This is a genomic window from Oerskovia sp. Root22, from assembly GCF_001429135.1.
Taxonomy (GTDB): Bacteria; Actinomycetota; Actinomycetes; order Actinomycetales; family Cellulomonadaceae; genus Oerskovia; species Oerskovia enterophila.
In genome coordinates this window covers 587,816-612,020 of record NZ_LMIL01000009.1, presented here as the reverse complement: position 1 = coordinate 612,020, position 24,205 = coordinate 587,816, and the positions used below count along the sequence as shown (strand labels likewise).

General features: G+C 72.8%; 24 protein-coding genes. 3 read left to right on the top strand and 21 right to left on the bottom strand.

Annotated elements, in window-relative coordinates; all coding sequences use genetic code 11:
* Positions 1–9: 9 nt before the first annotated feature.
* From metK to ASE15_RS13135, 18 genes are all read right to left on the bottom strand, one after another.
* Positions 10–1,218: a methionine adenosyltransferase gene (metK, locus tag ASE15_RS13220; RefSeq protein WP_056651977.1), complete on the bottom strand. Its 1,209-nt coding sequence runs from the start codon at positions 1,216–1,218 to the stop codon at positions 10–12.
* A 65-nt stretch (positions 1,219–1,283) separates the two neighbouring features.
* Positions 1,284–2,519 (bottom strand): bifunctional phosphopantothenoylcysteine decarboxylase/phosphopantothenate--cysteine ligase CoaBC, encoded by a 1,236-nt coding sequence (gene coaBC / locus ASE15_RS13215; RefSeq protein WP_056763619.1) that lies wholly within the window; start codon positions 2,517–2,519, stop codon positions 1,284–1,286.
* Between the two features lie 67 nt (positions 2,520–2,586).
* Positions 2,587–2,859: a DNA-directed RNA polymerase subunit omega gene (gene rpoZ / locus ASE15_RS13210; protein WP_056651983.1), complete on the bottom strand. Its 273-nt coding sequence runs from the start codon at positions 2,857–2,859 to the stop codon at positions 2,587–2,589.
* Positions 2,860–3,087: 228 nt separating this feature from the next.
* Positions 3,088–3,702 carry a guanylate kinase gene (gene gmk / locus ASE15_RS13205; protein ID WP_139107725.1) on the bottom strand — a complete coding sequence of 205 codons (615 nt, stop codon included), beginning with the start codon at positions 3,700–3,702 and terminating at the stop codon, positions 3,088–3,090.
* Between the two features lies 1 nt (position 3,703).
* On the bottom strand, positions 3,704–4,015 hold the full coding sequence (gene mihF / locus ASE15_RS13200; protein WP_056651986.1) for an integration host factor, actinobacterial type: 312 nt from the start codon (positions 4,013–4,015) through the stop codon (positions 3,704–3,706).
* Positions 4,016–4,142: 127 nt separating this feature from the next.
* Positions 4,143–5,021 (bottom strand): tyrosine-protein phosphatase, encoded by an 879-nt coding sequence (locus tag ASE15_RS13195; RefSeq protein ID WP_056763617.1) that lies wholly within the window; start codon positions 5,019–5,021, stop codon positions 4,143–4,145.
* Positions 5,022–5,126: 105 nt separating this feature from the next.
* Positions 5,127–6,014: an orotidine-5'-phosphate decarboxylase gene (gene pyrF / locus ASE15_RS13190; protein WP_056763615.1), complete on the bottom strand. Its 888-nt coding sequence runs from the start codon at positions 6,012–6,014 to the stop codon at positions 5,127–5,129.
* The gene (carB, locus tag ASE15_RS13185; RefSeq protein WP_056651994.1) at positions 6,011–9,358 is read right to left on the bottom strand and encodes a carbamoyl-phosphate synthase large subunit; all 3,348 of its coding nucleotides are present in this window, start codon (positions 9,356–9,358) and stop codon (positions 6,011–6,013) included. The genes pyrF and carB overlap by 4 nt, the downstream gene beginning before the upstream one ends.
* Positions 9,359–9,361: 3 nt before the next feature.
* Positions 9,362–10,621, bottom strand: a complete 1,260-nt coding sequence (carA, locus tag ASE15_RS13180) for a glutamine-hydrolyzing carbamoyl-phosphate synthase small subunit (RefSeq protein ID WP_056651997.1) — start codon at positions 10,619–10,621, stop codon at positions 9,362–9,364.
* A complete protein-coding gene (locus ASE15_RS13175) occupies positions 10,618–11,181 on the bottom strand; it encodes a hypothetical protein (protein ID WP_235534411.1) in 564 nt (187 codons plus the stop codon). The genes carA and ASE15_RS13175 overlap by 4 nt, the downstream gene beginning before the upstream one ends.
* Positions 11,178–12,524: a dihydroorotase gene (locus ASE15_RS13170; protein WP_056652000.1), complete on the bottom strand. Its 1,347-nt coding sequence runs from the start codon at positions 12,522–12,524 to the stop codon at positions 11,178–11,180. Before ASE15_RS13170 ends, ASE15_RS13175 begins: the two co-directional genes overlap by 4 nt.
* Positions 12,521–13,534 (bottom strand): aspartate carbamoyltransferase catalytic subunit, encoded by a 1,014-nt coding sequence (locus ASE15_RS13165; RefSeq protein WP_056763613.1) that lies wholly within the window; start codon positions 13,532–13,534, stop codon positions 12,521–12,523. Before ASE15_RS13165 ends, ASE15_RS13170 begins: the two co-directional genes overlap by 4 nt.
* Complete coding sequence (gene pyrR / locus ASE15_RS13160) at positions 13,531–14,193, bottom strand: bifunctional pyr operon transcriptional regulator/uracil phosphoribosyltransferase PyrR (RefSeq protein ID WP_056763611.1); 663 nt, start codon at positions 14,191–14,193, stop codon at positions 13,531–13,533. Before pyrR ends, ASE15_RS13165 begins: the two co-directional genes overlap by 4 nt.
* 292 nt (positions 14,194–14,485) lie before the next feature.
* The gene (gene nusB / locus ASE15_RS13155; RefSeq protein WP_056652009.1) at positions 14,486–14,902 is read right to left on the bottom strand and encodes a transcription antitermination factor NusB; all 417 of its coding nucleotides are present in this window, start codon (positions 14,900–14,902) and stop codon (positions 14,486–14,488) included.
* A 1-nt stretch (position 14,903) separates the two neighbouring features.
* Entirely contained in the window at positions 14,904–15,467 is a 564-nt protein-coding gene (efp, locus tag ASE15_RS13150) for an elongation factor P (RefSeq protein WP_056652011.1), read from the bottom strand.
* 196 nt (positions 15,468–15,663) lie between these two features.
* Positions 15,664–16,272, bottom strand: coding sequence for a hypothetical protein (locus tag ASE15_RS13145; RefSeq protein ID WP_235534409.1), 609 nt, complete (start codon positions 16,270–16,272; stop codon positions 15,664–15,666).
* The gene (locus tag ASE15_RS13140) at positions 16,269–16,883 is read right to left on the bottom strand and encodes a hypothetical protein (RefSeq protein WP_056652017.1); all 615 of its coding nucleotides are present in this window, start codon (positions 16,881–16,883) and stop codon (positions 16,269–16,271) included. Before ASE15_RS13140 ends, ASE15_RS13145 begins: the two co-directional genes overlap by 4 nt.
* Before the next feature lie 88 nt (positions 16,884–16,971).
* Positions 16,972–17,418 carry a type II 3-dehydroquinate dehydratase gene (locus ASE15_RS13135; RefSeq protein WP_056763609.1) on the bottom strand — a complete coding sequence of 149 codons (447 nt, stop codon included), beginning with the start codon at positions 17,416–17,418 and terminating at the stop codon, positions 16,972–16,974.
* Positions 17,419–17,520: 102 nt separating this feature from the next.
* Between ASE15_RS13135 and ASE15_RS13130 the strand changes: the two genes are divergently transcribed.
* The 3 genes from ASE15_RS13130 to ASE15_RS13120 are packed head-to-tail and all read left to right on the top strand — an operon-like array spanning position 17,521 to position 21,086.
* Positions 17,521–19,029, top strand: a complete 1,509-nt coding sequence (locus ASE15_RS13130) for an MFS transporter (protein WP_235534407.1) — start codon at positions 17,521–17,523, stop codon at positions 19,027–19,029.
* Between the two features lie 27 nt (positions 19,030–19,056).
* Complete coding sequence (locus ASE15_RS13125) at positions 19,057–20,265, top strand: alpha/beta hydrolase (RefSeq protein ID WP_235534405.1); 1,209 nt, start codon at positions 19,057–19,059, stop codon at positions 20,263–20,265.
* Positions 20,262–21,086 (top strand): glycerophosphodiester phosphodiesterase family protein, encoded by an 825-nt coding sequence (locus ASE15_RS13120; RefSeq protein ID WP_056763606.1) that lies wholly within the window; start codon positions 20,262–20,264, stop codon positions 21,084–21,086. The genes ASE15_RS13125 and ASE15_RS13120 overlap by 4 nt, the downstream gene beginning before the upstream one ends.
* Positions 21,087–21,199: 113 nt before the next feature.
* Here ASE15_RS13120 and aroB read toward each other — a convergent pair whose 3' ends face one another.
* Genes aroB through aroC form a run of 3 tightly spaced genes read right to left on the bottom strand, consistent with a single transcriptional unit; the run spans position 21,200 to position 24,175 of the window.
* Entirely contained in the window at positions 21,200–22,366 is a 1,167-nt protein-coding gene (gene aroB, locus ASE15_RS13115) for a 3-dehydroquinate synthase (protein WP_056652329.1), read from the bottom strand.
* 17 nt (positions 22,367–22,383) lie between these two features.
* Positions 22,384–22,956, bottom strand: a complete 573-nt coding sequence (locus ASE15_RS13110; RefSeq protein ID WP_056652024.1) for a shikimate kinase — start codon at positions 22,954–22,956, stop codon at positions 22,384–22,386.
* A gap of 1 nt (position 22,957) precedes the next feature.
* Positions 22,958–24,175, bottom strand: a complete 1,218-nt coding sequence (gene aroC / locus ASE15_RS13105; RefSeq protein ID WP_056652026.1) for a chorismate synthase — start codon at positions 24,173–24,175, stop codon at positions 22,958–22,960.
* Between the last annotated feature and the right edge of the window lie 30 nt (positions 24,176–24,205).

The window sequence follows — 24,205 nt, the reverse complement described above, 5'->3', positions numbered from 1 at the left end:
CGACGCGGGTCAGACCGCGGCCTGGAGCGCGGCGACCCGGTCCGTGCGCTCCCACGTGAAGTCGGGCAGCTCGCGACCGAAGTGCCCGTAGGCCGCGGTCTGGGAGTAGATGGGGCGCAGCAGGTCCAGGTCCGCGATGATCGCGGCCGGGCGCAGGTCGAAGACCTGGTCGATCGCGGCACGGATGCGCTCGACCGGGACCGTCTCGGTGCCGAACGTCTCGACGTACAGGCCCACGGGGTGGGCCTTGCCGATCGCGTACGCGACCTGGACCTCACAACGGCGCGCGAGCCCGGCCGCGACGACGTTCTTGGCGACCCAGCGCGTGGCGTAGGCGGCCGAACGGTCGACCTTCGACGGGTCCTTGCCCGAGAACGCGCCGCCGCCGTGCCGGGCCATGCCGCCGTAGGTGTCGACGATGATCTTGCGGCCTGTGAGCCCGGCATCACCCTGGGGGCCGCCGATCACGAACTTGCCGGTCGGGTTCACGAGCAGGCGGAAGTCTGCGACGTCCAGGTCGAGCCCTTCGAGGACCGGGGCCACAACGAGCTCGGCGACCTGTGCGCGCAGCGTCTCCTGCAGGACGTCCTCGTCGTGCTGGGTCGAGAGCACCACGGTGTCGAGGCGGACCGCGCGGTCACCGTCGTAGCCGATGGTCACCTGCGTCTTGCCGTCGGGGCGCAGGCCCGGCAGCGACCCGTCCTTGCGGACCCGGGCGAGGCGCTCGGCCAGGCGGTGCGCGAGGAAGATCGGCAACGGCAGGAGCGTGGGGGTCTCGTCGCTCGCGTAGCCGAACATCAGGCCCTGGTCGCCGGCGCCCTGGGCGTCGAGCGGGTCACGCGAGATGCTCGGGCCCGAGGAGTCGTCTCGCTCTTCCAGGCTCTTGTCGACGCCCTGGGCGATGTCCGGGGACTGCTGGCCGATCGAGACCGAGACGCCGCACGAGTCGCCGTCGAAGCCGATCGCTGACGACGTGTAGCCGATCCCCCGGACGACGTCGCGGATGATCTGCGGGATCTCGACGTACGCGTTGGTCGTCACCTCGCCCGCGACGTGGACCAGACCCGTGGTCACCATGGTCTCGACCGCGACACGCGAGGTGGGGTCCTGCTCGAGGAGCGCATCGAGGATCGCGTCGGAGATCTGATCACAGACCTTGTCCGGGTGGCCTTCCGTCACGGACTCGGACGTGAACAGGCGCAGGTCGTCAGAACTCATGGGATCCAGCGTACTGTCCCGCTAGGTGATACGCGGCATCCGACCACTGAGACGTGAAGGAGATCTCAGTCCGTGGTCGCTGCGAGCGGCGGCGAGAGCTTGAGGACCGCGTCCCACACCGCGTCCGCGACCTCGCGCTTGGACCCGGCGGCCTCGGCGACGGTCTCGCCCTGCGCGTCGACGATCGTGACCTCGTTGCTGTCCGTGCCGAACCCTCGGCCGCCGCCGACCGGGTTGATCACCAGCAGGTCGGCGCCCTTGCGGCGCGCCTTGGCGCGGCCGTGGTGCAGGACGTCCCCGGTCTCGTCGCCCGTCTCGGCCGCGAACCCGACCACGACCTGCCCGGGTCGCAGGCGCTCGCGCGCCAGCTCGGCCAGGATGTCCGGGTTCTCGACGAGCTCGATGGGCGCGGGCCCCTGGCCCGGCACCTTCTTGATCTTGGCGCCCGGGGTGCGTGCGGGGCGGAAGTCCGCGACCGCGGCCGTCATGACCACCACGTCGGCGCTCGGCGCGGCCGCGCGGACCGCGTCCCGCAGCTCGGCGGTCGACCCGACGCGCACGACGTCCTCGATCCCGTCGAGGGGCTCGGTGAGGTTCGCCCCGACGAGGGTCACGCGTGCGCCCCGGTCCTGGGCCGCGCGGGCGAGCGCGACGCCCTGGCGTCCGCTCGACAGGTTCCCGATGAAGCGCACCGGGTCGATGGGCTCGCGCGTGCCTCCGGCCGAGACGACCACGTGCAGGCCGGCCAGGTCCTGGGGAGCCCCGCGGGCTCCTGCCCGGCCGGCGACCTCGAGCGCGAGGCGAGCGATGTCCTCGGGCTCGGGCAGGCGCCCGGGGCCCGTGTCCTTGCCCGTGAGCCGGCCGCTGGCCGGCTCGATCACGTGGACGCCGCGCGAGCGCAGCGTCGCGACGTTGGCCACGGTCGCCGGGTGCTGCCACATCTCGGTGTGCATGGCCGGGGCCATGACCACGGGGCAGTGCACCGTCAGGAGGGTCGAGGTCAGCAGGTCGTCCGCGCGGCCGGCGGCAGCGCGCGCGAGGAGGTCCGCCGTGGCGGGGGCGACGATCACCAGGTCCGCGCCCTGGCCGAGCGCGACGTGCGCGACCTGCGGGACGTCGTCGAACACCTCGGTGCTGACCTTCTCGCCCGAGAGCGCCTCGAACGTGGGCGCGCCCACGAAGCGCAGCGCGGAGGCGGTGGGGACGACTCGCACCCGGTGCCCCTGCTCACGCAGGAGACGCAGCAGGAGGACGGCCTTGTAGGCCGCCACTCCCCCGCTGACACCCAGCAGGATCCTCATCGGTACGAGCCCTCCCTCGCGCCCACGCCTCGCACGGAACGTCCGCCCGCCCGGAGGCGGTCGACGATCAGGGAGCCGGGACGTCCACGGTCTCGATGGTGAGCAGGCCCTGGTTGATCTCGCGCATCGCGATCGACAGCGGCTTCTCCTGGTTGCGGGTCTCGACGAGCGGGCCCACGTTCTCCAGCAGGCCCTCGTTGAGCTGCGAGTAGTACGCGTTGATCTGGCGCGCGCGCTTGGCGGCGTAGATCACGAGCGCGTACTTGGAGTCGGCGCGCTCCAGCAGCTTGTCGATGGGCGGGTCGGTGATGCCCTCGGGGGCGGCGATGGTTCCGGACACAGTCTCACTCCGTGAGTCAGGGGGACCTGCGACGGCCTGTCAGAGCCGGTGCAGGATGGATGGTTCAGGTACGACGTGCGGATCGGGTACAGCCTGGTGGATCACGAGGTTGCGCGCGCTCAGCACGCACGCGCCTGACGACCAGTCTACTGGGCAGGCACAAATCCTCGGGAGGACCGGTCCGTCCTGCTCGACGGCCCTCCCCGTGCACGGTTCTGCGGCACCCTCTCAGGCGACGGGCGTCAGCCCCATGGCCTCGACGAGCGCGTCGGTCGCGCGGTGCACCTCGTCGTTGACGATCACGACGTCGAACTCCGGCTCGGCGGCCAGCTCGACGCGTGCGGTCGCCAGGCGGCGCTCACGCTCCTCAGGTCCCTCCGTGCCGCGCCCCACGAGGCGCCGCTCGAGCTCCTCCCAGCTGGGCGGGGCGAGGAACACGAACCGCGCCTCCGGCATCGAGGCGCGGACCTGACGCGCCCCCTGGAGGTCGATCTCCAGCAGCGCGGGCACGCCCGCCGCGAGCTTCTCCTCGACCGGTCGACGCGGGGTGCCGTACCGGTTGCGTCCGTGCACCACGGCCCACTCGAGCATCTCGCCCTGGGCGACCATGCGGTCGAACTCCTCGGTCGAGATGAAGTGGTAGTGGACACCGTCCACCTCGCCGGGGCGTGCCTCACGGGTCGTCGCGGACACGGACAGCCACACCTGCGGGTAGCGGGCGCGGATGTCCGCGGACACGGTCCCCTTCCCGACGGCGGTCGGGCCCGCCAGGACGGTCAGGCGGGCAGGATGCTGTGGTGCGGCGGGTGACGAGGCAACCGGCGCAGCAGGTGAAGCGGAAATGTCAGCCAAACCTCTCGATGAGCGCCGCGGACTGGTGGGGTCCCAGCCCGCGGACGCGACGCGTCTCGGCGATCCCGATCTCTTCCATGATCGCCCGGGCCTTCACCTTACCTACGCCGGGGAGCGACTCCAGCAGCGCGACGACGCGCAGCTTGCCGATCACGTCGTCGGTGCGGCCCTGCTCGATCACCTCGGCGAGAGAGCCCTGGGAGTACTTCAGCCGGTTCTTGACCTCGGCGCGAGCTCGACGCGCCTCGGCCGCCTTCTCGAGATTGGCCGCGCGCTGCTCGGGGGTCAGGGATGGTAGTGCCACGCAAGTCACCTACTTGTCCTCAGACGGATGGGCCCACACGTGCACCGGGGCCGCCGACCGGATCACGAGCCCCGGTGGCGACCTCGACACCTTCGAAACTAGTCACACCTGGCAGGTCAGGCAACGTTCACACGCCCTGAGCAGCGAACTTCCTGACGATCTTCTCCCTGGTCGCAGGCTCGACGCCGCACGCGTCGAGGTATCCGTCGATGCTCCCGAACTCCTGCTCGGCGAGCGTCCACGCTCCCTGCAGGTACTCGGGCTCGACGCCCAGCAGCGGCGTCAGCGCCTCCTTGTCGAGCCCGGGGATCGGGGGGATCACGGCGGCCATGCCCTCGACCGCGGCGGCGCTCGCGAGGTACTCGGCGAGCCGGTCCTCGTCGCTCACGCCACAGACGTGCTGGACCAGGGCGACGATCCACCCCGTGCGGTCCTTGCCCGCCGAGCAGTGCACGACGACCGCGCCGTCGGCGTCTGCGACGTCCTGCAGCGCCGCTCCGACCGTCCTGCGGATCCCCGGGTCCGTGACGAACGTCGCATAGACGCCGTGCATCATGGCACGGGCCAGCGCCTGCGGGTCCTTCGAACCGATCAGCTGACCGATCATCGCGGCGGTGTCGGCCGACCGTTCCTCGGAGTCCTCGGCGTCGACGCTGTCTGCCCCGTCGCTCGAGGCGCGCAGCGCGTGCCCGACGCCGGCGCCCGGGTCCATCCGCCGGGGCACCACCCGCGTGGTCGCCGGGACGACGTCCTGCCCGTCGCGATCGACCTCGTCCTCGCCACGCAGGTCGAGGTCGACGGTCACGCCGAGCGCCTCGAGCGCGGCCACGCCCTCGGGCGTCAGCCTGGACAGGCCGGCGGTGCGCAACAGGACCCCGGTACGCAACGGCTCGGTGGCGCCGACCGGCACGGCTCGGCCGCCCACGTCGCGAGCGTTCCAGGTCCCGGGGATGTCGAGGGCGCCGGGGTCGTTCGTCCGGGCGTGAGCAGCGAGGGAGGAGGTCATGGGGCGAGTCTGTCAGGTCGCGTCAAGAGCCGCCGCACGTCCGAGGGGGCGCCCACCGGAATCGGTGGGCGCCCCCTCGGACGTCTACGAGCGTGCTGCCGGTTCTCAGCCGCGCAGCGCGTCGGCCGCCTCGCGCGAGGCCGTCCGTGCCGCCTCGAGGAGCGAGGCCGCGTCGGGCCCGGCCGCGAGCACACCGCGCGAGGTCGACGCGAGCACCTGGCGACGAGCGTCGCCGAACACCGCGGCGAGCTCGGCGGTACCCGCGCCCTGCGCACCGACCCCGGGAGCCAGCAGCGGCCCGTTGACGGCCGGCAGGTCCACCCCGGTGTTGCGCGCCGCGTCGCCGATGGTCGCGCCCACGACCAGCCCGATCGACCCGAGCGGGTCCACACCCTCGTTGAGGGCCGCGGCCTCCGCCGCGATGCGCGCGGCGACCGAGCGGACGTCGGCCCCGGCGCCCGTGCGGGCGTGCTGGACCGAAGCGCCCTCCGGGTTGGACGTCAGGCACAGCACGAACAGCCCGCGCCCCGTCTCGAGCGCGGCCTCCACGGCCGGGGTCAGCGACCCGAAGCCCAGGTACGGCGAGACCGTCAGCGCGTCACCCGCGAGCGGCGAGCCGTCGCGCAGGTAGGCGTCCGCGTACCCCGCCATGGTCGACCCGATGTCGCCGCGCTTGGCGTCGACGATCGTCAGCGTCCCGGACGGCCCCGCGGCCGCCGCAGCGGCCAGGACCTCCTCGAGCGCCGCGACCCCGCGCGAGCCGTGGCGCTCGAACAGCGCCGACTGCGGCTTGAGCGCAGCGACGTGCCCACCCACGGCCTCCACGACCCGCAGGCCGAACTCACGGACCCCCGTGGCGTCGTCGGGCAGGCCCCACGCCGCGAGCAGGCCCGGGTGCGGGTCGATGCCCACGCACAGCGGCCCGAGGGAGTCCATGGCCGCGGCGAGCCGCTCCCCGAAGGGGCGACGGGCCGGGGTCACGGCGGCGCTCACGCGTCCGCCGCGGCGTGACGCGCGGCCGTTGCCGTCATGTGCTCCTGCAGGCTCCACACGTCGAACGGACCCGCGAGCACCGCCTCGATGCCCTGGACGGCGGCAGCGAGCTGCTGGGTCGTCGTGACGATCGGCTTGTCCGCGGCGGTCGTGGCCGCGCGGATCTCGTAGCCGTCGGCGCGGGCGCCCTGGCCCGAGGGCGTGTTGATGACCATGTCGACCTTGCCCTCGGTGATGAGGTCGACGATCGTCGGCTCACCGTCCGCGCCGCGGCCCGAGGAGAACTTGCGCACGATCGTGGCCGGGATGCCGTTGCGGCGCAGGACGCCCGCGGTGCCCTGGGTCGCGAGGATCTCGAAGCCCAGCTCCGTGAGGCGCTTGATCGGGAAGACGATCGAACGCTTGTCGCGGTCCGCGACCGACACGAAGACCGAGCCCTTGGTCGGCAGGCCGCCGAACGCCGCCGCCTGGGACTTGGCGAACGCGCGCGGGAAGTCGCGGTCGAAGCCCATGACCTCACCCGTCGAGCGCATCTCCGGGCCCAGGACCGTGTCGACCACGATGCCGTCGGTCGTGCGGAACCGCTTGAACGGCAGCACGGCCTCCTTGACCGCGATGGGGGCGTCGAGGTCGAGCGTCCCGCCGTCGCCCTCGGCGGGCAGGATGCCGCTCGCGCGCAGGTCGGCGATCGACTCGCCCACCATGACACGGGCAGCGGCCTTGGCCAGGGAGACTCCCGTGGCCTTGGAGACGAACGGGACCGTGCGCGAGGCGCGCGGGTTGGCCTCCAGGACGTACAGGACGTCCGAGACCAGCGCGTACTGCACGTTGAGCAGACCACGCACGCCCACGCCCTTGGCGATGGCCTCGGTCGAGCGGCGGATGCGCTCGATCTCGGCCTCGCTCAGCGAGACGGGGGGCAGCACGCAGGCCGAGTCGCCCGAGTGGATGCCGGCCTCCTCGATGTGCTCCATGACGCCGCCGAGGTACATCTCGGTGCCGTCGTAGAGCGCGTCGACGTCGATCTCCATCGCGTCGTCGAGGAAGCGGTCGATGAGCAGCGGCGCAGGCAGTGAGCCCGTCGTGGTGCGGTCGTCGGTCGCGGCGGCGTGCAGCGCACGCTCGACGTAGCCTGTGAGCTGCTCGGCCGAGTAGACGATCTCCATGCCGCGCCCACCGAGCACGTAAGAGGGACGCACGAGCACCGGGTAGCCGATGCCCTCGGCGATCTCCTGGGCCTCGGCCAGGGACGTCGCCGTGCCGAACGCCGGGGCGGGCAGGCCCGCCTCGGCCAGGACGCGACCGAACACGCCACGGTCCTCGGCCGCGTCGATGGCCTCGGGCGAGGTGCCGAGGATGGGCAGGCCCGCGTCGGCCAGGCGCTGCGCGAGGCTCAGCGGGGTCTGCCCGCCGAGCTGCACGATGATGCCCGCGACGGGTCCCGCGGCGAGCTCGGCCTGGTAGACCTCGAGGACGTCCTCGAACGTGAGCGGCTCGAAGTAGAGGCGGTCCGAGGTGTCGTAGTCCGTCGAGACGGTCTCCGGGTTGCAGTTGACCATGACAGTCTCGTACTCGTCCTTGAGCGCGAGGGTCGCGTGCACGCACGAGTAGTCGAACTCGATGCCCTGACCGATGCGGTTGGGGCCCGAGCCCAGGATCAGGACCGCGGGACGCTCGCGCGGTGCGACCTCGGACTCGAGGTCGTACGACGAGTAGTGGTACGGCGTCTTGGCGGCGAACTCGGCCGCGCACGTGTCGACCGTCTTGTAGACCGGGCGCACGTCGAGCGCGTAGCGGACCTCTCGGACCGTGGACTCCCCCGCCGCACCCATGCCGCGCAGCTTCGCGATCTGCGGGTCCGACAGACCGTGGCGCTTGGCCTCGAGCAGCACGTCGCGCGTGAGCGCGTCGGCCGAGGCGACGGACTCGGCGACCTCGTTGATGAGCTGGATCTGGTCCAGGAACCACGGGTCGATCTTGGTGGCCTCGAAGACCTGCTCGAGGCTCGCGCCGGCGCGCAGCGCCTGCTGGGTCGCGACCAGGCGGCCCTCGGTCGGGCGGGCGATCTCCGCCAGGAGCTCGTCGAGCGCCTCGCCCGAGACGGGCTCGCCGTCCCAGTGGAAGACCGAGCCGGCCTTGTCGATCGACCGCATGGCCTTGCCGAGCGCCTCGGTGAAGTTGCGGCCCATGGCCATGGCCTCGCCGACCGACTTCATGGTCGTCGAGAGCGTCGGGTCCGCGGCCGGGAACTTCTCGAACGCGAAGCGCGGGACCTTGACCACGACGTAGTCGAGCGTGGGCTCGAACGACGCGGGCGTGACCTGCGTGATGTCGTTGGGGATCTCGTCGAGCGTGTAGCCCACCGCGAGCTTCGCGGCGATCTTCGCGATCGGGAACCCCGTGGCCTTGGACGCCAGCGCCGACGAGCGCGAGACGCGCGGGTTCATCTCGATGACGATGATGCGGCCCGTGTCGGGGTGCACCGCGTACTGGATGTTGCAGCCGCCCGTGTCGACGCCGACCTCGCGGATGACCGCGATGCCGATGTCGCGCAGCTTCTGGAACTCGCGGTCCGTGAGCGTGAGCGCCGGGGCGACCGTGACCGAGTCGCCCGTGTGCACGCCGACCGGGTCCACGTTCTCGATCGAGCACACGACGACCACGTTGTCCGCGGTGTCGCGCATGAGCTCGAGCTCGTACTCCTTCCAGCCGAGGATCGACTCCTCGAGGAGCACCTCGGTCGTGGGCGAGTAGTGCAGGCCCTGGCCCACGATGCGGCGCAGGTCCTGCTCGTCGTAGGCGATGCCCGAGCCGAGACCGCCCATGGTGAAGGAGGGGCGCACGACCATGGGGTAGCCGAGCGAGTCGGCGGCCGCGATGGCCTCGTCGATCGTGTGGATGATCTCCGAGCGGGCGCTCTCGCCGCCGCACTTCTCGACGACCTCCTTGAACTGCTGGCGGTCCTCGCCCTTCTCGATCGCGGCGATGTTCGCCCCGATGAGCTCGACGTCGTACTGCGCGAGGACCCCGGCCTCGTCGAGCGCGATCGCGGCGTTGAGGGCCGTCTGGCCGCCGAGGGTCGCGAGCAGCGCGTCGGGGCGCTCCTTGGCGATGATGGTCGTCAGGACCTCGGTCGTGATGGGCTCGACGTAGGTCGCGTCGGCGAACTCGGGGTCCGTCATGATCGTGGCGGGGTTCGAGTTGACGAGGATGACCCGCAGGCCCTCCTCCTTCAGGACGCGGCAGGCCTGCGTGCCCGAGTAGTCGAACTCGCACGCCTGGCCGATGACGATCGGCCCGGAGCCGATCACCAGGACGCTGGAGATGTCAGTTCTGCGAGGCACGGCTCAGATCTCACTTTCGGAGGACGGGGTGACCGGGGCGGCGTTCGTCGCGGAGCCGGAGGCCCCTGCGGAGTCGCGCATCAGGTCGAGGAAGCGGTCGAAGAGGTAGGCGGCGTCGTGCGGGCCCGCTGCGGCCTCGGGGTGGTACTGCACCGAGAAGGCCGGGCGGTCGAGGCACGCGAGCCCCTCGACGACCTGGTCGTTGAGACCGATGTGCGAGACGACGACGCGGCCGTAGCGCCCGCCGTCGTGCGGTGCGACCGACTCCCCGTCGCGCGGGGCGTCGACGGCGAAGCCGTGGTTGTGCGCGGTGACCTCGACCTTGCCCGTGGTGCGGTCGAGCACCGGCTGGTTGATGCCGCGGTGGCCGTAGCCGAGCTTGTAGGTGCCGTACCCGAGCGCGCGGCCCAGGATCTGGTTGCCGAAGCAGATGCCGAAGTACGGGATGCCGCGGTCGAGGACCGCGCGCAGCAGCTCGACCTCGGTCGTCGCCGCGCCCGGGTCGCCCGGGCCGTTGGAGAAGAACACGCCGTCGGGCGCGAGCGCGACGATCTGGTCGATCGTGGTCGTGCTCGGCACGACGTGCACCCGCACGCCGCGCTCGGCGAGGCGCTGGGGCGTCATGGCCTTGATGCCCAGGTCGACCGCGACGACCGTCGCGACCGGCTCCTGGCCGGCGTGCTCGCCCGAGGGCTCCACGACGTACGCCTCGGGCGTGCTGACCTCGCGGGCCAGGTCCGCGCCCGTCATGGCCGGGGCCGAGCGGACGAGCTCGACGAGCTCCTCCGTGGGGCGCGGGTAGCCGCCACGACGCAGGTCCTCGCCCGAGAAGATGCCCGCACGCATGGTGCCGAGCTCGCGCAGGTGGCGCGTGAGGGCACGCGTGTCGATCGAGCTGATGCCCACGACGCCCTGCGCCGCGAGGTCCTCGTCGAGCGAGCGCGTCGCGCGCCAGTTCGAGGCGCGGCGCGCAGGGTCGCGCACCACGTAGCCGCTGACCCAGATGCGGGTCGACTCGGCGTCCTCGTCGTTGACTCCCGTGTTCCCGATGTGGGGGGCCGTCATGACGACGATCTGCCGGTGGTAGGACGGGTCGGTCAGCGTCTCCTGGTAGCCGGTCATGCCGGTGTTGAAGACGATCTCGCCGAACGTCGTGCCACGGGCCCCGTAGGCCAGGCCCGTCAGGGTCGTGCCGTCCTCGAGGACCAGGACCGCGGTCCGGTCGTCGGCCTGGGCGTCCGTGCTGGGGGTCGAGATGCTCACTGCTGCGGCTCCTTCGAGTCGTCGTTCGGTGCGCCGTCGGCGGCGGGAAGAAGCTCGCGCACGGCGTTCAGGAGGGTGGCACGGTCGGCGGTCTGCTGGGTCCGCAGTCCAGTATCCAGGCGTGTGGCGGGCGCGTCCCCGGCCGCGGGGACGGTCCAGGTCAGCACGACCAGGCCGTCCTTGCCCACGTACTTGCCCGCCATCCCGGGGGCCAGCGAGACGGCCTCGAGGGCGCTCGCGGCCAGGAAGAGGTCGGGTGCGCCCTGTCGGGAGACCAGGACTCCGGTGCGGTGCACGGTCACGGTCGCGTTCGACCGGAAGCCGAGACGGTGCGCCCCGACGCGGGCGAGCCAGTCCCCCGCGAGCGTGCTGGAGACGTAGACCGCGGTCACGGGGCCGGCCAGCACCTCGCCCAGGTCGCCCTCGGGGACGGCCGGCGGGGCGGGGACGGTCTGGGCCGTGCGGATCGTCAGGCGCTTGAGGCCCACGAAGACGACCGCGAGCAGGACCAGGCCGATGACGACCCAGATGCCGACCGCGACGGGCAGGGGGAGGTTCACGAGCGGACCCCCACGACCTGCTCGACCGGGGTGCCGTCCAGGACGGTCGCGCGCCCGCGCAGGAAGGTCGCGACGACCCGTCCCGGGAGCTCGTAGCCCTGGAAGGGCGTGTTGGTGCTCGCCGTGGCCTGCGCCGAGCCGTCGACCACGCGCCGGGCCGCCGGGTCCACGAGGACCACGTTGGCGGGCTCGCCGACCTCGAGGGGGCGACCCTGCGCCGTCGGGCCCTCGTCGATGCGGCCGATGCGCGCGGGCGCGGCCGACAGGACGCGCGCCACGTCCGCCCAGGTCATGCGGCCCGAGTCGACCATGGTCTCCTGCACGACGCTCAGGGCCGTCTCCAGGCCCGTCATGCCGAACGCGGCCGCGGCCCACTCGCAGTCCTTGTCCTCGCGCGTGTGCGGGGCGTGGTCGGTCGCGACGATGTCGATCGTGCCGTCGGCCAGGCCCTGGCGCACGGCCTCGACGTCCGCCGCGGTACGCAGCGGAGGGTTGACCTTGAACGTCGGGTCGTAGTCGCGCGCGAGCTCGTCGGTGAGGATGAGGTGGTGCGGGGTGACCTCGGCCGTCACGTCGATCCCGCGGCCCTTGGCCCAGCGGATGATCTCGACCGAGCCGGCCGTGGACAGGTGGCACACGTGCAGGCGCGAGCCCACGTGCTCGGCGAGCAGCACGTCGCGCGCGATGATCGCCTCCTCGGCGACCGCGGGCCAGCCCGCAAGACCGAGCTCGGCCGAGACGACGCCCTCGTTCATCTGGGCGCCCTCCGTGAGGCGGGGCTCCTGCGCGTGCTGGGCCACGACGCCGTCGAACGCCTTGACGTACTCCAGGGCGCGGCGCATCAGGATGGGGTCCCAGACGCACTTGCCGTCGTCCGAGAACACGCGCACGCGTGCGGCTGAGTCGGCCATGGCGCCGATCTCGGCGAGGTGGTGGCCCTCGAGGCCCACGCTGACCGCGCCGACCGGGTGGACGTCGACCCAGCCCGCGTCGCGCCCGATCCGCCAGACCTGCTCGACGACGCCCGCGGTGTCCGCGACCGGGGTCGTGTTGGCCATGGCGTGCACCGCGGTGAAGCCGCCCACGGCCGCGGCGCGCGTGCCCGAGACGATGGTCTCGGCGTCCTCACGCCCCGGCTCGCGCAGGTGCGTGTGCAGGTCGACGAGGCCGGGCAGGGCGACCAGGCCGGCCGCGTCGACGACGGTCTCGCCGTCCGTGACCGGGCTGTTCGCCGCGCGGACCTCGGTGATGACGCCGCCCGCGAGGACCAGGTCGACCGGGTCGGCGCCCAGCGGTGCCGCGCCCTGCAGGACGTAGGTGGGGTTCGTGGTCTGCTCGCTCATTCGAGTCCAGCCCTTTCCGTGGAAGCGTCGCCCGCGAGGAGCAGGTAGAGGACGGCCATGCGCACCGCGACCCCGTTGGCGACCTGCTCGACGATCACCGCGCGCGGTGAGTCGGCGGCCTCCGCCGAGATCTCCAGGCCACGGTTCATGGGGCCGGGGTGCATGACGATGGTGTGGTCGGGCAGGAGCGCCAGGCGGCGGCCGTCGAGCCCGAAGTTGCGCGTGTACTCGAGCGGGTTGGGGAAGAACGCTCCCCCACCTGCTCCCGAGCCGCTCATGCGCTCGCGCTGGACGCGGAGCATCATCACGGCGTCCGGTGCGGTCTCCGCGAGGACCTCGTCGAGGTGGTACGAGACGTCGCACGGCCAGGTCTCGACGCCCACGGGCACGAGCGTGGGCGGGGCCACCAGGGTGACCTTCGCGCCGAGCGTGTGCAGCAGGTGGACGTTGGAACGGGCCACGCGCGAGTGCAGCACGTCGCCGACGATCGCGACCCGCAGGCCCGCGAGGTCCTGGCCGGTGGGGTCACCGGTGATCGAGGCGCCCGCGGCGCCGCGCCCGACCAGGTGGCGGCGCATGGTGAACGCGTCGAGCAGCGCCTGCGTGGGGTGCTGGTGCATCCCGTCGCCCGCGTTGACGACCGCCGAGTCGACCCAGCCGGCGTGCGCGAGCGTGTGCGGGGCACCCGAGGCCTGGTGGCGGATCACGACCGCGTCGGCGCCCATGGCCTGCAGGGTCAGGGCCGTGTCCTTGAGCGACTCGCCCTTGGACACGCTCGACCCCTTGGCCGAGAAGTTGATGACGTCGGCCGACAGCCGCTTGGCCGCGGTCTCGAACGAGATCCGGGTGCGCGTCGAGTCCTCGAAGAACAGGTTGACGACCGTGCGACCGCGCAGCGTCGGGAGCTTCTTGATCTCGCGCGACTGCGTCGCGGCCATCTGGGCGGCCGTGTCGAGGATACGGATCGCGTCGGCGCGCGAGAGGTCCGCGGTGGACAGCAGGTGCTTCATCGGGTGCCCTCGCTGGACGTGGTGGGCCGCTGGCTGATGAGGACCGCATCGGCCACGGGCTCACCCGTGGCGGCGCCGTCGACAGGTCCGTCGGTCTCGACGAGGCGCACGCTCACGCGCTCGGAGAGGGAGGTGGGCAGGTTCTTGCCCACGTAGTCGGGACGGATCGGCAGCTCGCGGTGCCCGCGGTCGACCAGCGCGGCGAGCTGGACCGCGCGGGGGCGGCCGATGTCGCTGATCGCGTCGAGCGCCGCGCGGATGGTGCGACCGGAGAACAGCACGTCGTCGACCAGGACGACGACCTTGCCGTCGATCCCGGAGGCCGGCAGGCGGGTCGCGCCGATGGTGCGGACCGGGTGCTTGTGCAGGTCGTCGCGGTACATGGTGACGTCGAGTTCGCCCACGATGCTCGCGGTGTCGAGACCCGGCTCGATCGTCGCGAGGCGCTCGGCGAGCCGCACGGCCAGGGGGACGCCTCGGGTGGGGATGCCCAGGAGGACCACGTCGTGCGCGCCCTTGTTGCGCTCGACGATCTCGTGGGCGATGCGGGTCAGCGCCCGCGCGATCTCGGTCTCGCCGAGAACGGTGGTCACGCCGGCCGAGGTGTCCTCGGGGGTGACGGGTGGAACGGAAGATGGTACGGCAGGCCCAGAACTCATTCTGGCGACCCCCTTCCCCGCCTCACTGGACGGGCCTTAAAGGAAATCTGACTCCTTCACCCTACCGCCCGGCCGGGGCGGGCCCCGGCGCTTCTCACGGGGTGGGCAGGCGTCGTTGGTCACAGTGCGACCAGCGGGGCAGGCAGGCGCGCCGCCGGGCTGCCGGTCGCTCCGTGCAGACCCGACCGCAGCCCCGGACGCACGGACGCCGGCCCCGCCACGAGGGCGGGACCGGCGTCCGGAGGCACGTCGTGCCACCGAGGTGGCGTGAGGTACTGCCGGCCGACCTGGCTCAGGCCAGGATCGTCGGCTTCATCTCCTCGATGCGGGCCAGCAGGCCGTTGACGAAGCTCGGCGAGTCGTCCGTCGAGAGCTCACGGGCGAGGTCGACGGCCTCGTCGATCGCGACGGCGTCGGGGACGTCGTCGTTGTAGAGGATCTCCCAGCTGCCGATGCGCAGGAGCGCGCGGTCGACCGCGGGCATGCGCTCGAGGGTCCACCCGTGCGAGTACGTCTCGAGCAGCTCGTCGATCCGCTCGCGGTGCGCCAGGACTCCCTCGACGAGGTCCACGGTGTACTGCGGCAGCGGCGTCTGGCTGCCCGAGTCGACGATCCGGTCGGCGAGAAGGGTCTGCGGGTCCAGCTGGCGCTGCTCGGCCTCGAAGAGGACGTCGAGCGCGCGCTTGCGTGCCTTGGTTCGAGCACCCACGTCAGTCGTTCACGCGCCCCAGGTAGGAACCGTCGCGGGTGTCGACCTTGACCTTGGTGCCCTGCTCGAGGAACAGCGGGACCTGGATCTGTGCGCCGGTCTCGAGCGTCGCGGGCTTGGTGCCGCCCGTGGAGCGGTCGCCCTGCAGGCCCGGCTCGGTGTAGGTGATCTCGAGGACGACCGACGGGGGCAGCTCGACGTAGAGCGGCACGCCCTCGTTCGTCGCGACGAGCGCGCTCTGGCTCTCGAGCATGTAGTCCGCGGCGTCGCCGACGGTCGCGGCCGGGACCGTGATCTGGTCGTACGTGGACGTGTCCATGAAGACGAAGTCCTCGCCGTCCTTGTACAGGTACTGCATGTCGCGCTTGTCGACGTTCGCGGTCTCGATCTTGAGGCCGGCGTTGAAGGTCTTGTCGACGGTCTTGCCGGACAGGACGTTCTTCATCTTGGTGCGAACGAAGGCGCCACCCTTGCCGGGCTTGACGTGCTGGAACTCGATGATCGTCCACAGCTGGCCGTCGAGCTTGAGCACGGTGCCGTTCTTGATGTCGTTGGTCGTCGCCACGTTCGGTCTTCCTGTCGCGTTGTCATGGGGCTGCCGTCGGGGTGTCTCGCGGTGGGAGCCACGTGCGATCCACTGATGCGCACACGTTCGGGTGCGCGCCCTGGCGGTAGCGGGCCCTTCCTGGCGGGCTCCCCGCGCCGACAGCAGCGTTCGAGCGCTGCGGCGTTCCCGGGGGCCGCGAAAGGCCCGGTCCAGTCTACCGGAGGAGACCAAGGATCGCTGCGCCGAGGATTCCGGTCGCTCCGGCCCAGATCATCGAGGCCAGGGTGCCGATCATGAAGCGCTCGGCCGCGACGGGGTGGTCGCGCAGCTCGGGGTAGCGCCCCAGGCCCTTGATCGCGACCACGAACGCGACCCCCGCGGGGTACCCGGCGAGCAGGCAGCCCGTGATCGCGAGGCGCTCGAGGATCCCGATCCACGTGCCGCCGCGCAGGGTCTGGACGGCCTCGTCGCCGAGGGGCCCGCCAGGGTCCGACGACGCCGCTCCGGCCGCCGGGTCGGGTGCGGCGGGCGGGACGGCCGGGGCCGACAGGGACGACACGGGTGGCCCGGCAGGCACGCCGACGGCCGGCGGAGGAGGGACGGGAGCGCTCGGCGCCGTGGTCGCCCCTGCGGCCGGGACGACGTGTCCGGGCGGCGGCGGGACGGGGCCCGGGTCCCTGGCCGGAGGGACCTCCCCCTCGATCTCGGAGCGGCGCGCCGCGGCCCGCAGGACCCATGGCGTGACGAGCATGCCGCCCAGCACGCTGAGCAGGAGGGTCGCGACCACGACCCCCGCCACGGCCATCCCTGATGCGAAGCTCACGCGTCTGCCTCCTGCAGGAGTCTCGTCACGACCGGCCGGACGGCCGCTTCCTCGGACCACAGGCTCGCGCGCAGGCGTTGGCTCACGGCCTGCTCGCTGATCCCGAGGTCCCGGGCCACATCCTTCTGGGTGCCACCCACACGCGCGAGCGCGTCGACGACCTCCCAGCCCGCCGGGGTGCGCCGGGCGCCCACCGCGAGCAGGAGCCGCAGGAGCGCCTCGACCTCGCCGGCTGCCGCCGGGTCGGGTCCTTCGACTGCCGTCGGGACGGGGCTGCCGCGGGTCTTGGCCCGCTCGACCGCGGCGCGGGCGTGGACGAACGCCGACCCGGACGCCTCGCGCGAGGCCTGGGGCAGACGCCCGTCGGGCCCGGGAAGCACCTGACCGATGCCGAGACCCGTGCTCCAGCCTCCCCACCTGCCCAGGGCGAGGACGAGCTCCACGACGAGCGCGGCGTCGTCGAGCACGGCCTGCACCTCGTCGCCGACGGTCCGGTCGAAGGGGATGACGACCCCCGCGCGGTCCTCGTAGGGCGCGAGGCGGCCGAGCAGGTCCGGCACGAGGTCCCCCCGGCGGGTGCTGGCTCTCTGGTCCACTGTCAGGACGAACATCCCTCCACGGTAGACCCTTGATCCACCATCCTCAAGGGGCAGAACTTGATTGTCTCTTATCAAGCCTCAGAGCTTGATAGGGCAGGATCTAGGCCGCTAGCCGCGACACGATCGCCAGGACCGCCAGGCGGTACGAGTCGAACCCGAACCCGGCCACGGTGCCCGTCGCCACCCCGCCGATGACCGAGTTGTGGCGGAACTCCTCGCGTGCCGCAGGGTTGCTCAGGTGCACCTCGACGAGCAGCAGGCCCGCCTTGGTCACCTGCGCCGCCGCGTCCCGCAGAGCATACGAGTAGTGCGTGAACGCCGCGGGGTTGAGCACCACGTGCGCGCCGTCGTCGACCGCGCCGTGCAACCAGCCGACCAGCTCCGACTCGTCGTCCGTCTGGCGGACCTGGACCTCGAGGTCGTTCTCCGCTCCCCAGCGCTCGCCCGCCGCGACCAGGTCGCCGTAGGACGCCGCCCCGTAGACGTCGGGCTCGCGGACGCCCAGGCGACCGAGGTTGGGACCGTTGAGGATGAGGACGCGAGTCATGCGCAGAGCCTAGCGGGGCCGAGGTCTCCCCCGGCGTGACCGTCCAACGACCCAGCCCCCGCCGTTCACCCTCACGCCCGCCGGACGGTCTACGATGCGCGCGTGCCAGATCACCAGAACGTGACGCCCGCCACACCCGGCCACGGGGCCGACATCGGCGCAGCCCCCGCCGCGGACGCCGCCTCGCCCTCCCCCGTCGTCGGCAGACGCCAGGTCCTCGCCTGGTCCCTGTGGGACTGGGGCTCGGCCGCGTTCAACGCCGTCGTCACGACGTTCGTCTTCACGCGCTGGATCACGAGCGACGCGTTCGTCGAGGCGGGAGCTGCCGACCCCGACGCGGTCATGGCCGACCACACGGCCTGGCTCGGGTGGGGCCTGACCATCGCAGGCGCGCTCATCGCCCTGCTCGCCCCCGCGCTCGGGGCGCTCGCGGACGCCTCGGGCCGGCGCAAGGTGTGGCTCGGCGTCAACACCGCGGCGACCGTCGCGGCCATGGTCGCCATGTTCTTCGTGCAGCCCGTCCCCGGTTCGCTGTCCGACGCCGTGATCCTGGGCGTCGTGCTGCTCTCGGCGGGCAACGTCTTCTTCGAGCTGGCCTCCGTGGCGTACAACGCCCTGCTGCTCGACATCTCGACGCCTCGCACGATCGGGCGCATCAGCGGCATCGGCTGGGGTGCGGGCTACGTCGGCGGGATCGTGCTGCTGCTGGTGCTGTTCGTCGGTTTCATCAACCCCGAGGTCGGCTGGTTCGGCGTCACGGGCACGGACGGCATGGACATCCGGGTGAGCGTCCTGCTCTCGGCCCTGTGGTTCGCGGTGTTCGCGATCCCGGTGCTCCTGGCCGTCCCGGAGACGCCGCGCCCGGGCGGGTCCGCGCCGATCGGTGTCGTGGGCGCGTACCGCAAGCTCGGCCGTGACCTCGTCCACCTGTGGCGCACGCGTCGTTCGACGCTCGGCTACCTCGTCGCGAGCGCGGTGTACCGCGACGGCCTGGCGGGCGTCTTCACGTTCGGGGCGGTGATCGCCTCGGGCACGTTCGGGTTCAGCGCGAGCGAGGTCATCGTGTTCGCGATCGCCGCGAACGTCGTCGCGGGGCTCTCGACGATCGCGGCCGGCTGGCTCGACGACAAGATCGGCCCGCGACGCGTGATCCTGGGCTCGCTCGTGGGCCTGGTGATCTCCGGCACGGCCGTCTTCGTCCAGCACGACGGCGGCGCGAACGTCTTCTGGGTCTGGGGCCTGCTGCTGTGCGCGTTCGTCGGCCCGGCCCAGTCCGCGAGCCGTGCCCTGCTGGGCCGTATCAGCGACGAGGGGCGTGAGGCCGAGGCGTTCGGCCTGTACGCGACCACAGGCCGCGCCGCGAGCTTCCTCGCGCCGATGGCGTTCGCGACCATGGTCGCCGTGTCGGGCGAGCAGTTCTGGGGCATCCTGGGGATCGTCGCCGTGATCCTCGTCGGGCTCGTGCTCATGCTGTTCGTGCGCTTCCCGGCCGGGGACGGCGTCGACGGCGGCAAGGACCTCGTGACCGTGCCCGCGGGCACTGCGGGCACTGCGGGCGCTGCGGGCGCTGCGGGCGCTGCGGGGACGGCAAGCACGGAGGACCGGCGATGACAGAGGACCAGCGATGAAGGACCAGGCGTGACGGAGCCCCTCAGGACGACCGACGAGCGGGCCCCAGGTGGGGATGCCTCGGGGCCGCGCGCAGGGCTCGCCTGGCGACCCGACCACCTGCTCGCCGGCTTCGAGGCCGCGACGCTCGCCACGGGCGGCCCTCCTCCCGGGGTGCGCGCGGGACTCCTGTCGCTCGTCCCTCCCCTTCCTGGCCTGGCCGCGAGCGCCCGCGCGGCCGTGGGGCGGTCCACGGGGCACGACGCCGACGCGGGTCCGGAGATCGCTCCCGAGCCCGGTCCGCCTCCCGTCGCGACGCTCGTGCGCCGCACGCCCGGGGCGCCGGAGGACGCCGGACGGCGCAGGGGCGTGTTCCTGCACGTCCACGGCTACAACGACTACTTCTTCCAGGACCACCTGGCCCGGGCGGTCGAGGACGCGGGCTACGCGTTCTTCGCCGTGGACCTTCGGGCCGCGGGGCGCTCCCTGCGGCCTGGGCAGGTCCCGCACTTCGTCGAGGACCTGCGGGAGCCTGCCACGGACCTGTCGGTCGCAGTCGCGGCCGTCCGCGGGCTGCACCCCGGTCTGCCCCTGGTGGTGCACGCGCACTCGACGGGGGGCCTGGTGGCACCGTTGTGGGCGCACGCGCACCGTCGGCAGCATCTGGTCGACGCGCTCGTGCTGGACTCGCCGTTCCTCGACCTCAACTCGAGCTGGCTGAACCGGACGATCGCGACCAGGGTGCTCGACGCCGTCGGGCCGTGGTCTCCCCTGGCGGTGCTCAGCGCCGCGCCCTCGGCGTACGCGACGCACCTGCTCGCGGCGAACGGGGGCCGGTGGGACTTCGACCCGGAGCTCAAGCGTCCCGATGGCGTGCCCGTCCGGGCCGGTTGGCTGCGGGCCGTGCGCCAGGGGCAGGCGCGGCTCGCGCGCGGGCTCGACGTCGCGTGCCCCGTGCTCGTGGCCCACTCGGCGAGCTCGGGGCCCGACGACCTGACCAACCCCCTGCTCGACGAGCAGGACACGGTCCTGGACGTCGAGCAGATCGCGCGTCTGGCCCCGCGCGTGGGACCGGACGTGACGATCCGTCCGGTCGAGGGCGGGGTGCACGACCTGACGCTGTCCGCGGACGGACCGCGCGAGGCCTACCTGACCTCGATGCTGACCTGGCTCGACGCCCGGCTGGCGCATCCGGGGCGTCTGGGGCACGGCGGGCGTGCCGTGGGCCCGCCCCGATGAGCCGCACGGACCTGCGCGGCGGTCGCCCCGGGGCCTGGCGTCACCCCTACCTGGAATCCCCTACGGGGTTCGTGGCGCTCGCTCACCGCGGGTTCTCGCTCGACGGGCTCGAGAACTCGCTCGCGGCGTTCGCCGCGGCCCGCGCGCTCGGGTTCGGGTACGTCGAGACGGACGCGCACGCGACGTCCGACGACGTCGCGGTGGCCCTGCACGACGCGAGCCTGGACCGCACGACGGACGGCACGGGGATGGTCGCGGACCTGCCCTGGGCTCGGGTGCGCGACGCGCGGATCGGGGGCGTCGAGCCGGTCCCTCTGCTGGAGGACGTCCTGGGGACCTGGCCGGACCTGCGGGTCAACGTCGACGTGAAGGCGGACTCGGCCGTCCGGCCGGTCGCTGCGGCGATCGAGCGCACGCGCGCGCACGAGCGGGTGTGCGTCGCCTCGTTCTCCCCGGCGCGCAGGCGACGGACGGTCGAGCGCCTGACCCGGCCTGTGGCGACCTCGACGGGCACGAGCGAGGTGGCGGCGTTCCTGCTCGCGGCCCGGGCCGGGGCACCGCGGGCCCCGTTCGGCGCGCTCGCGTCCTGGGCGCTGCGCGGCGCCGACTGCCTGCAGGTCCCCGAGAGGCAGGGCCCGTTGACGGTCGTGGACGCCCGGACGGTCGCGGCCGCGCACGCCGCGGGCCGCCAGGTGCACGTGTGGACGATCAACGACCCCCTCGAGATGGGGCGGCTGGTCGACCTGGGGGTCGACGGGATCGTGACGGACCGCGCCGACCTGCTGCGCGAGGTCCTCCTCGCGCGGGGGCGCTGGGCCTGAGGCCCGCTCCGCGCGGACCGCGACCGAGACGGCGAACGGCCCGTCCCCCCACCGGTGGGGGGACGGGCCGTGGTGCGTCGTGGCGGCTCCGCAGGAGGCCCGACGACGTCGCGTCAGAGGGCGATCGGCCCACCGCGGGGCGCGTCGATCGCGATCTCGGCGTACGCGGCCGCGAGGAGCGCCGGGTCCGGCCCCTCGAGGCGCGAGGGCTTACCGATCCCGTCCAGCACCACGAAGCGCAGCAGGTCGCCGCGGGACTTCTTGTCGCGGCGCATGGCCGACAGGAGCTGCTCCCAGCGGTCCCCTCGGTACGTCAGGGGCAGCCCGAGGTTGCCGAGGATCTCGCGGTGCCGGTCCACGGTGGCGTCGTCGAGGCGTCCCGCGAGGCGCGAGAGCTCGGCCGCGAAGACCATGCCGACCGACACGGCCGCACCGTGGCGCCACGCGTAGCGCTCGGTGAGCTCGACCGCGTGGCCCAGGGTGTGGCCGTAGTTGAGGATCTCGCGCAGGCCGGCCTCCTTGAGGTCCTCCCCCACGACACGCGCCTTGACCGCGACCGAGCGTTCGATGAGCTCGACGACGACGGCCCACGTCGACGCAGGCACCGTGGCGCCGCCCCAGCTCTTGAGCTCGTCGATGTTCTCCTCGACGAGCTCGAGGATCCGCGGGTCGGCGATGAAGCCGGTCTTGACGATCTCGGCGAGCCCGGCGACGAAGTCGAACTTGGGCAGCGACTCGAGCGAGGCGACGTCGCACAGCACGCCCGCGGGCGGGTGGAACGCGCCGACGAGGTTCTTGCCCTCGGCCGTGTTGATGCCCGTCTTGCCGCCCACGGCCGCATCCACCATGGCCAGCAGCGTCGTGGGGACGTGCACGACCTTGATGCCGCGCAGCCAGGTCGCCGCGACGAAGCCCGCGAGGTCCGTCGTGGCTCCCCCGCCGACCGAGACGATCGCGTCGCTGCGCGTGAAGTCCGCCTGTCCCAGGACCTGCCACAGGAACGCGGCGACCTGCGCGGTCTTGGCCTCCTCGGCGTCGGGGACCTCGGCGATGTACGCCTCGTAGCCCACCGCGAGCAGGTCCTCTCGGACCGTGTCTGCCGAGGTCGCGAGCGCGGCCGGGTGGATCACGAGCACCCGGCGGACGTCCGGCCCGAGCATCGAGGGCAGCTCGCCCAGGAGGTGCCGGCCGATGAGGACGTCGTAGGGCTGGTCGCCCTCCACCCGGACGCGGGCGGGCGTGGCCGGCCGGCCCTGCTCGTCCTCCGGTGCTGTGCTCACGGTCTCCTGCTGGTCGGTCACTGCTCGCTCCTCGTGGTGTCGGCGCGCGCCGCGGAGGGCGCCTCGCCGAGTGCTGTCTCGATCTCGTGGGCCACCTGGCCCGGGGTGCGGGCGTCCGTCAGGACCCGCAGCGTAGCGAGCCGCTCGTAGACGGGGCGCCGCCCGTCCATGAGCGCCTGCCACTTGGCGCGCGGGTTGCCGAGCAGCAGCGGACGCGCCTGGTTGAACCCGACGCGCGGCCCGGCGTGCGCCAGGGAGACGTCGAGGAACACCACGACCCCTCCGGCGGCCGCGTAGGCCTCGAGCGCCGCCTGGGTGTACTCGTCGAGGACCGCGCCGCCGCCGAGGGCGAGCACCCCCTCGTGGACCGCGAGGGCCTGCGTCACGGCCTCGCGCTCGAGCGCGCGGAAGCGCGGTTCGCCGTCCTCGAGGAAGACGTCCGCGACGGACTTGCCCGCGACGACCTCCACGTCGGTGTCGGTGTCGCGCGCGGCCAGCCCGAGGCGCTCGGACAGCACCCCCGCGACGGTCGACTTGCCGCAGCCGGGAGGGCCGATCAGGACGACGCGGGGGCCGGTGCTCGACGTCATCTCAGCGCAGCAGCTCGGGTACGGAGGACAGGTAGCCCTCGACGTTGCGGCGGACCTCGACGACCGAGTCGCCGCCGAACTTCTCCAGGACGGCCTCCGCGAGGACCAGCGCGACCATGGCCTCGGCCACGACCGCCGCGGGCGGCACCGCGCAGACGTCCGAGCGCTGGTGCTGAGCCTTGGCGGGCTCGCCCGTCGCGACGTCGACCGTCGCCAGGGCGCGGGGGACGGTCGAGATGGGCTTCATGGCCGCGCGCACGCGCAGGACCTCGCCGTTGGACATGCCCCCCTCGACGCCGCCCGCACGGTTGCTCAGGCGGTGCAGGTGGCCGTCCTCGCCGCGCACGATCTCGTCGTGAGCCTGCGACCCGCGCCGGCGCGCGGTGCGGAAGCCGTCGCCGACCTCGACGCCCTTGATGGCCTGGATGCCCATGAGCACGGCCGCGAGGCGCGCGTCGAGCCGACGGTCCGACTGGACGTAGGTGCCGAGCCCCGACGGGACGCCGTAGGCCAGGACCTCGACCACACCGCCCAGGGTGTCGCCGTCCTTGTGGCACTCGTCGATCTCCGCGACCATCGCCGCCGAGCTCGCGGGGTCGAAGCAGCGCACCGGGTCCGCGTCGAGGCGCTCGACGTCCTGTGGCTGCGGGAGGGCCGCGTCCTCGGGGACGTCGACCGTGCCGATGCCCACGACGTGCGAGACCAGGCGGATCCCCACGGCCTGCTCGAGGAACCTGGCCGCGGCCACGCCGAGCGCGACGCGGGTCGCGGTCTCGCGCGCCGAGGCGCGCTCCAGGACCGGCCGCGCGTCGTCGAACGCGTACTTGCGCATGCCGATCAGGTCCGCGTGCCCGGGGCGCGGGCGCGTGAGCGGGCGGTTGCGCGCGATCTCGCGGACGTCCCCCGTCCCGGCGTCGACCTGCAGCGCCTCCGCGGGCACGGGGTCCGCGCTCATGACGTCGACCCACTTGGGCCACTCGGTGTTGCCGATCTCGATCGCGAGCGGGCCACCCTGCGTGAGACCGAGGCGCAGCCCCGCGAGGATGCGGACCTCGTCCTGCTCGAACTTCATGCGCGCACCGCGCCCGTAGCCCAGACGGCGGCGCGCGAGCGCGTCCTGCACGTCCTTCGTCACGAGCTCGACCCCTGCGGGCAGCCCTTCCAGGATGCCGACCAGCGCCGGACCGTGCGACTCACCCGATGTCAACCAACGAAGCATGAGCAGAATCCTCCCACGCCGCGCGCGCCC